At 44.5% G+C, this 13,775-nt stretch carries 9 protein-coding genes; 1 reads left to right on the plus strand and 8 read right to left on the minus strand.

Annotated elements, in window-relative coordinates; genetic code table 11:
* The 8 genes from QUA88_RS03915 to QUA88_RS03950 form a co-directional block, all read right to left on the minus strand.
* A partial coding sequence (locus QUA88_RS03915; RefSeq protein ID WP_333270338.1) for a tetratricopeptide repeat protein occupies window positions 1-1,505 on the minus strand: 1,505 nt, incomplete at its 3' end.
* A 65-nt stretch (window positions 1,506-1,570) separates the two neighbouring features.
* Window positions 1,571-2,056: a hypothetical protein gene (locus QUA88_RS03920; RefSeq protein WP_333270341.1), complete on the minus strand. Its 486-nt coding sequence runs from the start codon at window positions 2,054-2,056 to the stop codon at window positions 1,571-1,573.
* An 84-nt stretch (window positions 2,057-2,140) separates the two neighbouring features.
* The gene (locus tag QUA88_RS03925) at window positions 2,141-2,590 is read right to left on the minus strand and encodes an EVE domain-containing protein (RefSeq protein ID WP_333270344.1); all 450 of its coding nucleotides are present in this window, start codon (window positions 2,588-2,590) and stop codon (window positions 2,141-2,143) included.
* A 5-nt stretch (window positions 2,591-2,595) separates the two neighbouring features.
* Window positions 2,596-3,078, minus strand: a complete 483-nt coding sequence (locus QUA88_RS03930) for an SRPBCC family protein (protein WP_333270347.1) — start codon at window positions 3,076-3,078, stop codon at window positions 2,596-2,598.
* Window positions 3,079-3,137: 59 nt separating this feature from the next.
* The gene (locus tag QUA88_RS03935; protein ID WP_333270350.1) at window positions 3,138-5,498 is read right to left on the minus strand and encodes an FHA domain-containing protein; all 2,361 of its coding nucleotides are present in this window, start codon (window positions 5,496-5,498) and stop codon (window positions 3,138-3,140) included.
* A gap of 77 nt (window positions 5,499-5,575) precedes the next feature.
* On the minus strand, window positions 5,576-7,354 hold the full coding sequence (locus tag QUA88_RS03940; RefSeq protein WP_333270353.1) for an ABC-ATPase domain-containing protein: 1,779 nt from the start codon (window positions 7,352-7,354) through the stop codon (window positions 5,576-5,578).
* 211 nt (window positions 7,355-7,565) lie between these two features.
* A complete protein-coding gene (locus tag QUA88_RS03945) occupies window positions 7,566-8,603 on the minus strand; it encodes a M28 family peptidase (protein WP_333270355.1) in 1,038 nt (345 codons plus the stop codon).
* Between the two features lie 480 nt (window positions 8,604-9,083).
* Complete coding sequence (locus tag QUA88_RS03950) at window positions 9,084-9,662, minus strand: hypothetical protein (protein ID WP_333051476.1); 579 nt, start codon at window positions 9,660-9,662, stop codon at window positions 9,084-9,086.
* 341 nt (window positions 9,663-10,003) lie between these two features.
* Here QUA88_RS03950 and QUA88_RS03955 point away from each other — a divergent pair, with 341 nt between their 5' ends.
* Complete coding sequence (locus QUA88_RS03955; protein ID WP_333270358.1) at window positions 10,004-13,351, plus strand: EAL domain-containing protein; 3,348 nt, start codon at window positions 10,004-10,006, stop codon at window positions 13,349-13,351.
* Window positions 13,352-13,775 lie beyond the last annotated feature (424 nt).

Consider the following 13,775-nt stretch of genomic DNA (forward strand, 5'->3'; position numbering starts at 1 on the left):
AGGGCTTGAGTGAAATCGGCAATGGCGCGATCGTATTCCTTTTTATCGGTGTAAGCAATGCCGCGATTGTAGAAGGCTGTTGCATTTTTAGGATTGAGTATAAGGGCTTGAGTGAAATCGGCAATGGCGCGATCGTATTCCTTTTTATCGGTGTAAGCAATGCCGCGATTGTAGAAGGCATCTGCATATTTAGGATTGATTTTTAGGGTTTGATTGTAATCGGCAATGGCGCGATCGTATTCCTTTTTATCGTTGTAAGCATTGCCGCGATTGTAGAAGGCTGTTGCATATTTAGGATTGAGTAGAAGGGCTTGATTGAAATCCTCAATGGCGCGATCGTATTCCTTTTTATCGTTGTAAGCAGTGCCGCGATTGTTGAAGGCGTCTACATATTTAGGATTGAGTTTTAGGGCTTGATTGTAATCGGCAATGGCGCGATCGTATTCCTTTTTATCGTTGTAAACAATGCCGCGATTGTTCAAGGCTTCTGCATCTTTAGGATTGAGTTTTAGGGCTTGATTGTAATCGGCAATGGCGCGATCGTATTCCCCTTTCTTGCCGTAAGTAAGGCCGCGGTTGTAGAAGGGTGCTGCATATTTAGGATTGAGTTTTAGGGCTTGATTGTAATCGGCAATGGCGCGATCGTACTCCCTTTTATTGCTGTAAGCATTGCCGCGATTGTTGAAGGCTTCTGCATATTTAGGATTGAGTAGAAGGGCTTGAGTGGAATCGGCAATGGCGCGATCGTATTCCCCTTTCTTGCCGTAAGCACTGCCGCGATTGTTGAAGGCTTCTGCATATTTAGGATTGAGTAGGAGGGCTTGATTGTAATCGGCAATGGCGCGATCGTATTCCTTTTGATTGTCGTAAGTATGGCCGCGATAGAAATAAATAGTCGCTGGGTCAAGTGCAGCTTCTTTATTTGGTTTAGCCACTGAAAGTGCTACCGTTAGTTGCTTAATAGCATTATCCCAATCATCCGCTGCATAAGCAGACACCCCCAATGTCACCAACGTTAAATATTTCAGTTCCTCCGCTAAATTGACTTGTATCTCAAAACTTTCTAGCGCAGCCACCGTCATGTAGCGAGGTTTTCCCTGCACTTGCTTACCTACATCGAGATAATCCTTTGCTGCTGAAAGAATCTCAAAATTCACGCTGACTGCTGCTTTCTGCTGCGTCTTGCCATACCAACCCCAAATCACAATATCCGCATTTTTATTCTTGCCCAATTCCCGCGCTTTATCTTTGCCTTCCTGCTGACTAATCGCTTGTTTGAGGGGCAGAATTTTCACGGTTGGGTAATTTTTAGTTGCATCCTGCAAGTTCTGTAAAATCGTTTCTGTGACGCGATATTTTTCCGCATCCACCCCATCAAACTCCGCTAACAGAACCGTTACAGTTTGGGTTTTTTGTTTGCACTGTTGTATCAGACATAGAGGTGATAACTGAGGTTGTAGAAAATGCCAACCTATACCGCCACCACCGAGACTCAATAACCCCATCGCCCCTGCAAATAGCCAAAGCCTTTGCGGGTTCCCCCCCAAGTTCGGGTTCTTTGGGGGGGGCGTTACTTTTTTAGTTTGTCTGCAAAGTTACAAAACGTGGGAAATACCCGTCGCAACAATCCTTCCGTATCCAACTCCATCTCATAGGAAATTACTCCCGGCAACAACGGAATCGCTGCTTTGAGTTTTCCCGCCGCCGGAATTCCCGGCTTACTCAATGCGGCTTTGATTTCCTGTAACACCGTCATCAATTCAGCATTCCTCTGAACCGCAGGTTCAATCTCCAGAAACTCCACTTCCCCCACCAATTGACTCGCAACTATTTCCGCATCTCCTTCGGGAATCGTCAATCCGGCAATTTCCGCCCGCCAGCGCTGCCAATAGTCTCGTTCAACGCTACCGAGTTCTTTTTTCAGTTTATCAATTCCCTGCTGAATCCGTACCTTTTCCGCGTCTTCAGCCAACCGTTTCGCTGTTTCCTTGCCAGCGAGTTGATCGTAATAACCTTTCACTTCAGATTGCAGGTGGGACAGGCGATCGCTAATCATCGAAAACTCCAAATAATATAATCAGTTTAAATCTCCTATTCTCACTCTACGGATCGACATCCGGATCTATTTTCCTCTTTTCTCCTACTTCATCTTCAAAATCTTCTGTGCCGCACTTTCAGATACCGGCATCACCGATAACCGATTGCCTTTCCTCACCAGCAGAATCTCATCAGTGCTAAACTTTTGTTTCAGTTCATCCAAAGATATTAAATTAGCAAATTCCTCAACAAACTCAACTCTCACAGTTTGCCAGCGAGGAGCATCAAACTGCGATTTAGGATCATAATATTCGCTATTCATATCGAACTGACTCGGATCAGTAATCCCTGTTTCCACGACGCGCACTAACCCGACAATACCCGGAAATTTAGTATTAGAATGGTAAAAAAATACTAAGTCTCCCCGACTCATTTCTCGCATAAAATTGCGCGCTTGATAGTTGCGAACGCCATCCCAAATGGAAGTGCGATCGTGCTTCAAATCCCCAATACTATAAACATCTGGTTCCGACTTCATTAGCCAATAATTCATACAATCTATTCGCTTGGGTTAGCCAAATATTCTTGAATATTATCTAAACACTGCTGCATAGCTTTTTGCATAAAAACCTGAACTAGCAACAACCCAACCGGATAGAATACCGGAGAAGTCAGCATAAAATAAAACTCCCAATCAATCCGAGTTCCCTTTTCTGTAGCAGTGAAATTCCAATCTCCGCCACCAGACTCAATGAGTAGAGAAAGCGGAAACTTAAACCCTCTAACCAGTCGGTAGGTTTGTCTTTCGGGCTTTTTGAAAGTAATGATTTCTTCATCAATCACCGAAGAGTCGGAATTTTCTATCCGCCGCACGCCGCCTTCACGCATCTCTCCACCATCTGCCATCTCAGCTTTAATAATTGCTGGAATTGGGCCATATCCGCGAAAGACTTTGGGCAGATTTGACAGGGACGTAACAAAATCAAAGACTACTTCAGGCGATGCAGCAATTTCTACTACTGCGTTGGTTTTAACTAACATTTATCTCTCCCATGATCTGACTTGATAATGAACTGTGAGTTAAAAAGGCGTAATTTTAATTATAAAATATCCTTCCGCTTCTGCAACCACAGAGTCAACATCAAATAAACAAAAATATGCACGCACAAAATACCCCAGTTTAAAGCCAAATTCTCCCAGGTTGGATCGTAAACAGGAGTAGGATCAAACGGCTGAGGAAGCGTACTCCCATCGGGTAATGTAGTAGGCGCGGGAACCATGCCATTCACATTAACTAAAGAGCCATAAGCACCGACAGACCAGCGGCTTAACATCAGCCAAGAAAATGTGCTCGCAGCACCTTCCATCTTAAACAAAACTCCAGAAAAAATAATCTGAGGCAGCAATAATAGAGGCAAAGCGCTGTTAGCTTGAGAGCCATTTTTAACAATCGCCGAGACAACTAATCCGAGACTTATGCAGCTCATCAAAGTTAGGAATGTGGTAATACTTGCTCCCACAGACCAGGAAATAAAACTCGGTTCGGGGGATTTAAAAGCAATCAGAATAACTCCTACCATTAACAGTGTTTGCAATACTGCCAAACCAGAAAGTATAAAAATTTTTGACCCTAAATAAGCAAACAATCCTAAATTGACCAAACGTTCGCGCAGATAAATAGCAGATTCTTTTACAATTTCTTGCAGAGAAGTGGCAAGTCCTACCCAAATCGCCGCGCAGGTAAATACAAATAAAACTCTGAGCGCTAAAGGTGCTAAAGTTGCCTCCGGTGCGCCAATTAATGGGTCTTTATCTCTGACGGCTAGCCGCAGCAAACTAATGCCGATCGGAGCCGTTAAAAGAGCTAAACTTAAGTTAACTAAGTCGCGGGAAACGAGTTGAAAATAGCGCTGGGCAAGCAAAACGAGTTGTCTTACAAAAGATTGAGATTTTGGTACAGAAGGTGCAGAAGGTATTTTTGCATTAGCCTGGTTTCTGCTGAAGTGGTTGACTATATAGCGCTGATAGTAGGGAGATTTATTAAACTTTTCTGCCCAGCTTTGAACGTTGGTTTCTCCTGTTTCTAATTCGTTGTAAATGTCTGCAAAATCGCCCGTTTTGACATCGAAAAAATCGAGGGCTTCCCTAGGCGGGCCGAAGTAACAAAGGCGTCCGCCGCGACCCATAAAAACAATCCGATCGCACATCGTGATATTTGCCGTCGCGTGAGTCACCAGAATCACCGTCCGACCTTGATTTGCCAACTTTCGCAGCAGTTGCATCATCTTCTTATCCAAACCCGGATCGAGTCCTGAAGTCGGTTCGTCTAAAAAGAAAAGTTTCGGGTCTGCTAACAGTTCAACTCCGATGCTGACGCGCTTCCGCTGTCCGCCGCTAAGCTGTTTTACCAAAGCCTTGCGACGGTGAGTCATTTCAATATCTTCTAAAGTTTTTGCGACTACCTGCTTGACATCTGTATCGGGAGGTAAGCGCAATTTAGCTGCATAACTCAAGACTTCTTCTACTGTCAAATCTGCGTGTACAATATCATCTTGAGGCACGTAACCGATTTGATTGCGGTAAATATTGAAGTTTTGGCGCAGGTTGTCGCCATTGAGAAACACAGCGCCGTTAGTAGTTTTTTCGATGCCTAAAAGCGTCCGCATTAAAGTAGATTTGCCAGCGCCGCTACCGCCGACTAAAGCCACAAACTGCCCCGGTTCGATCGCCAAAGTGATGTTATCCAAACGCTTCGGAATCACCAGACTGTCAGCATCCAAACGAATTTGATGGCCGGAGTCTTGCATCTGCAACTCACCGCTGCGGTAAGTTAGAGTAAACGGGCCGATCCGAATTGCATCTCCCTCGGACAACTGTACAGAATTTGTCACTCGCTGACCGTTAACAAAAACCCCGTTAACGCTGTGGTCTCGCAAAATATAATTGCCGCGACTGTCTTGGTCAATTGTGGCGTGGCGTCTAGAAACAAGCGGCGCATCTAATTGCAGCGAAGCGTTGGGATCGCGGCCCAACAAAACCGACCGATTCTTAAGAAGAATTGACTGCTTGCTGGGGACAGCCACCTGATTCGCCAGCGGATTAAAATAACTCAGCAAAACTTGATTTTGAGGATCGAGACCGATTTTAATTTCTGTACCGTTTTTCAGACAATAACCGTCATTGGGAGTGATGCGAGTGCGATCGACAAATAAGCCATTAGTGCTCGGTCGCAGGCCGTCACCGTCGTAAATCCAGTAATTATCCCCAATTTGGCGCAAAACAGCGTGAACGCCGGAAACTGCCCGCCAAGCTTCGGGAATGACTAAATCAGCACGAGTGCGATCGCGCCCCAATACGTGCTGCTGCTGTTTTAACTCTAACTGTAAAACCTCGCCTTGATTGCTTAATACTAAATACGGTCGATCGCTTAAAGCAGTCAGTTGTCCTATATTGCCTGTCATACTTCAATCGCGGTTTTTGCACTCACTTTTGTCAGCATATCAAAAGTAGGACAACAATACACTTATATTAAGCAAGTCTATTTAGCAACAACCGACAAACTACGAAGCCGATTAATTGCCGCCGCCAATTCAAACCGTCGAAACATGGCAAAATCCCCTTCAGGAAAAGGCGATAAAATATCCATCCCCTGCGCGTCAATATCTGCCATCACCAAATCTATGATTTCCGACAAAGTGCGTTTCCCGTCCATGTATTGCTGCTTAGCATAAACCATTGCCGCAGCGATCGCCCTTAACTGTCCGGTGTCCACAATTTGCTCAACAGCACCCAAATCAATCTCCTCATTTCCGAAAGCCAATTCATCAACATCCCGCACCTTCACCCGCACATCTCGCCGTCCCCGACTCGGATCTAAACTAGCAGGAATCGGCACTCTTTGAGTAAGCTTACCAAAATTTTCTCCCCCTTCAGCAGCGCGGCTAATCGAGTAATTTTTAGCAATCTCTTTAGCTTTTTTCGTCACATTATACGCTTGAAAATTATCCAGTGCAATCACAGTATCTGCCACATCAAAATAATCGCCGCTTCCCCCCATGACTAAAATAGTCGATACGCCATAATCTGCATACAATTGTCTTACTTTATCAATAAACGGTGTAATCGGTTCCTTATCCTTAGCGATGAGTTCCTGCATTCTGCGATCGCGAATCATGAAATTCGTCGCCGCCGTATCCTCATCCACCAATAAAACAGGCATTCTCCCCACTTCCAAAGCCTCAATAATATTAGCAGCTTGCGACGTGCTACCGCTCGCATTTTCAGTAGAAAATTGTGCAGTATCTCTACCTTGCGGCAAGTGGTTAATAAAAGGCGAAATATTTACTCCCGCAACACTTCTGCCATCTTCCGCCCTAATTTTAACCGCCGCCGGATTAGTCACCACAAATTCCCTGCCATCTCCCGGAATTCGGTTGTAAACTCCCAACTCTATCGCCCTGAGTAAAGTCGATTTCCCGTGATAGCCGCCCCCAACAATCAAAGTAATGCCAGCCGGAATCCCCATACCGGAAATCCAACCGCGATTCGGACAATTAAACTCAACTTTTAACGACGGCGGCGACTGAAAAGCCACAGCATTATTTAACAAAGGGCTGTTGTCAACTCCACTGCGGCGGGGTAAAATAGAACCGTCAGCCACAAACGCAACTAATCCTTTTTCAGCTAACTGTTCCCGCAGCCAGTCAGCATCTTCTACAGTTTCAACGTGACGGCGACATTCAGCAGCATTTAACTTAGCATAATTCAGAGATTGACTGACAATTTGCGGAATATCTTCGCACAGCATTTCAGCAGCTTGTCGCCCTAAAATACTGCGCCCGCCCGCTGGAAGTCCGACGGCAAATCGCAGTTCTACCCCCCCTAATTCCCCCCCTTGGTAAGGGGGGGATATAGATATTTTCTCCCCCCCTTGGTAAGGGGGGGTTGGGGGGGTAATAAATGCGGAAGTTCGCTCTAAAACTTCTTGTCCGAAGCGAGTCACTGCAATCAAACCGCTTTTGCCAGTGCCGCGTTTGCTGCTGATGCTGTGTGCTGCTTTGTCAAACTGGCGAGTTAGGTAATCTCGCAAGGCTATTTCTCGACTGCGAGAGTTGAAAAGTTTGCGGGGAATTTGAGCAATGTTGGGGGGAACTATGACTCTAAATTTACTGGGAGAAGCAAACGGATCTCCCTGCACGTAATCAATAATTAATGTGAATTCAGAAAAGTCGTAGTTACCTTGAATGTCTTTGTAGGCTTTGTAGCCTCGATTGTCTAGTTGCAGTAAATGCCGTTGCAGGCTTTCTTTGTTAGTCATTTGTTATTTGTTATTGGTTATTTGTTATTGGTGGTTTGTTATTTGTTATTTGTTATTTAGCTGGTTCCTAGGCAGAGCCTAGGAACCGATGCCCAGAGGCTCTGCCTCGCTTGCTTGGCGTGGGAAAATTGGAGGCAGAGCCTCCAGATATGCGTTACCAGGCCGAGCCTGGTAACGAGTAGATTACCGATTACCAATTACCGATTACCAATTACCGAATTTCCAATAATTTAGCCGTGGCATTGACAACAATTTGAGCAGAACCTGCGAAAAAAGGTCGATCGATAGTTGCTAATGTATCGCTAGATTGGTGATAGTGGGGCGATCGCAAATTTGCAGTATCCGTCACCAACACAGCACCAATTCCTTTATACCAGAAAGGCGCGTGGTCGCTCCGCAAAACATCGGGAGTCAGCAACCCTTTCAGGGGAACCGGCAGCGCCACCACCGGCGGTAAATCGGCTTTTCCCGACTCCGCAAAACTTTTCAATAGCAGCGGATGTTCGGCATCCCCAATCACAGCGATAAACTCGCCTTTGTCGGGAGATTTTACCCCCGATGCTTCTAGAAAAGGTTGCGCTGTCAATCCTTCGGGATATTGCTGGCATCCGGGCGTGCGGCAGGCATAACCTACCATATCTAGGACGATCGCTCCCTGCAAATTTTTTAACCGCGCGTCGCTACCTGTAAATGCTAAACTGCCTAAAAGTCCGAGTTCTTCCCTGTCGAAAAATGCTACTTGCAATGTCCGAGGCGTGGGGCGAGAACCCAGCAATCTTGCTACTTCTAAAACTACTGCAACTCCCGTCGCATTGTCGTCAGCGCCGGGGGAGTTTGGTACAGTATCGTAGTGTGCTGCTACTAAAATTGCACCGGCGTTTGAGTCAGTGCCTTTTCTCTCAGCGAAGACATTGATTCCGCGATCGAACGGCTGCAACTCTGCGGAAAATCCTAATGTTTTTAGTTGTTGGGAAATGTAGTCTCTAGTAAAAGAGCGATCTCGTTCTCCATCGCGTTCTCCTGCTAAACTATCGACGTGTTTCCACAACCGAGACGGGTCAATTTGGGGCTGAAAAAAACTATTTTTTTCAGCAGGAAGCGGTAAGGGAGACGGTTTTTGGGAAGTGTGGATATTGCGATCGATCCCAACTTCGGGTACAGCCGACAACCGCTGCCACGAGTCAGAACCCCAACCCGCAGCCGTCACCGCAACCACAATAAATAGCGCTATCCAAATCAATTGTTTCATTAGTAAGTCTATTTGAAATTTTAGACAGAGCTTACGCACTCCTCACTCCCATAAACCGGGTTTTTTAGCGGAAGCGAGGGCAGCCACAAAGTCTTTTCGTAAAACCCGGTTGATGCGTTCATAACAGTTATATTTTAGATTTTAGGTTCACACCAGAGTTAAAAATAAACCTGTTTCCAAAAAAGAAACTCAAAAATCTTAAAATTAGCTGCGCCAGAGGCAGTTTTATATTTTTTATATAAAACTGCAGGAAAAAGCCTTGCGATGTTGCCGTCGAATCTGTATTGCTTAGGATCGCGAATTAAATAACTTACAATTTTAATTGTTATTGTGGGATGGGCGTCCCGCCCGTCCACTCATGACGGGCTATAAGAGCCCATCCCACAAACTTGTGGAAGTTATTTAATTCTCATTCCTTATTAGATGGTTCGACGGCGACATTCAAATCACTAATTTACCTTTTAAATTTACAATCCAAAACTACTTCTTTTCCCACTCAATCTCCTTATTCTCCAATATCAACCCGCTGCTGCTGGGAACAGCGTAAGGAATAGTTGTGGCTGAAAATTTGACTATTTGAGTTGGTTGTTGAAACCACTCGGAATAACTCGGATTGAGTTGGTCGTACAGTGCTTTCAAAGCTTGGATTTCTGCCTGTAGCTGCGCTGCTGCTTGATTGATTCTGCGAGCTTGTGTTTGCAAGCGCTTTTCCCCGGTTTGAACTTTGTTTTCTAGTTCTTGCCAGTGCTCTCCGGCCACCAACTTTTCTAGTTCACCTTGCTTGTAATTGAGTAAAGCCTGTTTTTGTTGCAGTTGCTTTTCAATATTTTTAGTCTCTCGGTCAATTTCCTGGATTTGCTGCAACCACTGCTCCCCAAAAGCAGCAGTTTGCTGGTGGAACTCGGCAATGGCTTCAGGAGTATTATTTTTGGGAAAACTGACTGCCACTCGGCACTCTGAGCGCTCTACGCCAAGTTTTTCCCGCGACTCTTGCAGGGCGGTAAGTTCTGCTTCTAGCGCGCGGACTTCTTTTTGGAGTTCTGGGATGGTCTGACTCATGGGTTCAATTAGTGGACCTCTGCATAGATTTTAAGCTAATTGTTTATTTTTCTAACAAATCCCGATCGCCTCCTTGCGGGAATTATCTAATTTTAGCGCGCTTCCACCCGGTGTCTAGGCAGAATGGCGGATAATTTGTGGCACAATGGCTGATGACACATTTTAAATTAAGATTAAAATTGTAATTAGTTATAAAGCTAAGTTATTACCTGGCTAAAATTTAATTTACAAATCCACATGAATTAATGGTGGCTGGGTTTTCCTATGGCAGAGAAACTTCTGCTAAGATTTTTACAATTTTTGGTTACTAAAAAAGTATTTTATCTTAGGAAATAGAGCAAATGAAAATAATTTTTCAATTAATTTGGGGATATTTCGCGGTTGCTATTTTTGGTGTGGAATCTAGCATGAGTGCAAAAATATTACCGATAAGTGTATGGGGTGAATCTGGCACTCACCCTGTAGAAAGGGTTTTGGTGCTGTCTCAAAAACATAGCTATTTGCGATCGGCATCTCGTCCCCTTACCTCTGGAAGCGCCGCATTATTTTTGAATCATTTATCCCAAATTGAACCACGAATATTACCAAATTACAATCAGATTAACTCTCAAAATACCAATAAAGAAGAACCTAATGTTAGGTTAAAAATCATCGGTTATTTTCTGGTTTGTCTTTGTTTAGTAATTTCATTATTGATCCGGGAGAAGACAGTAAATAGCTTATCCAAGACGATGAGGTTAATCAAGCCGAAGTCTGAAACAGAGAATGACAAGCTACCAAAAGGAGAAAAAGTGTTATATCCAAAAAAAGAACAGGATATCTGGCATACTATTGCCCAGATGACCCAAGATTTGCAGCAAACTGCCGAATATGCTCTCGATATTTGTGAGGAAATGAACGTCTCGATAATCGCGACGACTCCAGGCGGTCATATCCTATCGTTAAACCAAGCTACCTGTCAACTTTTGGGATACTCTAAAAAAGAGTTGTTAGGCAAACCAATAGCCGGACTTTTTAAGAAAAGTGAATCACCAGCCCCGGTGTTAGATTTAGGAAGTTTAACAGCCGAAGGTTCTGTCCACAACGTGGAAAAAGTCTACCTTTCTAAACAGCGAAAAAAAATAATTGTACTGCTTTCTATTTCAATTATTTGCGACAGTCAAGGCAAGGTCAGCGGTAAGTTATACATAGCACAAAATATTACCGAAAGCAAGCAGGTTGAAAGAAATTTGCGACGCAGTGAAAAAAAGTTTCGCCAACTGATAGAAACTGTTAATGCTGTTGCATTTATCTATCACCGCAGACAGTTCCGCTATGTCAATGCTGAGACAGAAGCTCTGACAGGATATACTCGCGAAGAATTACTAGCATTGGATTTATACGACTTAATTCATCTAGATTTTATAGAAATAGTTAAAAAATGGGGTAAATCCAGTCATGCGCGCTCAACAGCAGGCTCTAAATATGAATTAGTAATAGTCACGAAAACTGGAGAAATGCGCTGGATTGAAGCAACTGTAGATATTATAAAATTTGAAAAAAAAGCCTCAATATTAATCACAGCATTTGACATCAGCGATCGCAAATTAGCAGAGTTAGAACGAGAAACATCTCTTTCCTTGCTTCAAGCAACCATTGAATCTACTGCTGACGGTATTCTGGCGGTTGACAGTGGAGGCACAGTGCTCACCTTTAACCGCAAGTTTGCCGAAATGTGGCAGTTGCCGGATTTCCTGCTGGATTCGAGAGATAACAACCAAATTTTGGCCTTTGGAATCAACCAGTTAAAATATCCGGAAATATTTCTCAACCGTGCTAAAGAATTGTCCGATCGCCCTACCGAAGAAAGTTACGATATCATTGAGTTAACAGATGGCAGAATCTTCGAGCGCTACTCGTTGCCTCAGCGCACGGGAGGCAAAATTACTGGTCGAGTATTCAGCTTTCGGGATGTAACGGAACGGGTGCAATCCGAAGAAAAACTACGCAAAAGCGAAGAACGCTTTCACCTGCTGACGCGGGCGACAAATGATGCAGTATGGGACTTTGATTTGTTAAAAAATGAGTATTGGTTGAGCGAAGAATTTGAAAAAGTTTTTGGATACAAACTCAACCAAACTCAGACGATAGAATTAGAATCTTGGTGGTTAAATATTCATCCCGAAGAACGGGAAAGAGTGATGTTTAGCTTCAACCAAACAATGAACTCAGACGCTCAATGTTGGTCGGAAGAATACAGTTTTCACCGTGCAGACGGGGGATATGTTTTTGTGCTCGATCGCGGCTATATCATCCGCAATGAAAGTGGCCAAGCAGTCAGGGCGATCGGCACGATGATGGACATTACTCAGCGCAAGCAAGCTGAAGAAATTATTCGCTATCAAGCTGTTTATGACCAACTCACCGGTTTACCGAACCGGATACTGTTTAACGAGAGGCTGCTGGCGTCCTTAAAACAAGCTAAACAAACAAAAAAAATGCTTGCTGTGATGTTTTTAGACTTGGACAGGTTCAAAAAGATTAATGATACACTAGGTCACGCTGCGGGCGATCGCCTGTTAGAAGGTTTTGCCGGACGCATCAGCGACACTTTGCGATCGACTGACACGGTAGCCCGCTGGGGAGGCGACGAATTTACCATACTGCTTCCCGACATCAATTGCTTAGAAGATGCCGTTAAAACAGCTCAAAGAATACTCAACAATTTAAAGCCACCATTTAAACTAGAAGGACAACCGTTTCATGTTAGCAGCAGCATCGGCATTGCCCTTTATCCCGATGATGGTGAAGAGGCCGAAACTTTAGTCAAAAATGCCGATGCTGCCTTGTACTACGCTAAAGAAATGGGAAGAAATAACTATCAGTTATATACTTCAACACTTAATCCCCACTGCAGCCATTTACTAACTATAGAACACAGACTGCACGAGGCTTTAGAACAAGGAGAATTTGAGGTTTTCTATCAGCCAAAAGTCAACATTACTACTTGGCAAATTCAGGGCATGGAAGCTCTGCTGCGCTGGCAACATCCACAATTAGGTTTAGTTACTCCCGCTACATTTATTCCCATCGCCGAAGAGAACGGACTCATTGTACCTATTGGGGAATGGGTGCTGCAAACAGCCTGCACTCAAAATAAAGCTTGGCAGGATGCTTTGCAGCCAGATTTGCGGGTAGCAGTCAACGTTTCGGCTCGGCAGTTCCAGCAATTTAATTTATTAGAAATGGTAGCGAACTGCTTGGAAAAAACTGGTTTAGCACCCAAATATTTAGAGTTAGAAATTACCGAAACTACAGCCATGCAAGATGTGGATTATACCACAAAAGTTCTCAGGGAGTTGCAGAATATGGGAGTGCAAATTGCGCTGGACGATTTCGGCACGGGTTATTGTTCTCTAAATTATCTCAAAAAGTTTCCCTTGAATATCTTAAAAATAGACAGGTCGTTTGTCAGCGGATTGACGACCGATCCCTGCGAACGGGCGATCGCCAAGGCTGTAGCGACCCTGGGGCGAGATTTGAACTTGAGCGTGGTAGCTGAAGGAGTAGAAACTAAAGAGCAGTTGGAGTGTTTGCGCGAACTCCACTGTCAAGAAATTCAGGGTCATTATTTCAGCCCTGCCCTCTCGGCTGGTGAGGCTAGGAAGCTATTGCTAAATTCTCAGTTGCAACAAGTGAAAATTGCTTAATTAGTCATTAGTCATTAGTTATTAGTCATCAGTCAATTGTAGGGTGGGTGAGGCGCGGTTCAAGATTTATCTATTGCTGACAATAGTTAATCGGCGCGCCTCACCCACCAATAGGGATCAGGTGCTTCGTGCGCCCCCGAAAGTTATAGTTCTTGACCGCGAATCTTAGTCTCCCGACTTATTTTCCTGCGCTGCACCCCCAACATCATCACTGCTAGAGCGCTGCGGCGGGCCTAAGTTGTCGGGCAATTCGTTAAGATTCTTGCCCAAAGCGTGACACAGCGCTTTAACTTGAGGAATTGTCAGCTCAGGGGCATCAAGTCCTCGCTCCCGCCACCGCAGTTAAAAGCTTAGGAATGAGAATTAAATAACTTCCACTCTTGAAAGTGGGATGGGCGTCCCGCCCGTCCTTTTTGGACGGGCG

This window comes from Microcoleus sp. D3_18_C2 (genome assembly GCF_036702395.1).
Classification (GTDB): Bacteria; Cyanobacteriota; Cyanobacteriia; order Cyanobacteriales; family Microcoleaceae; genus Microcoleus.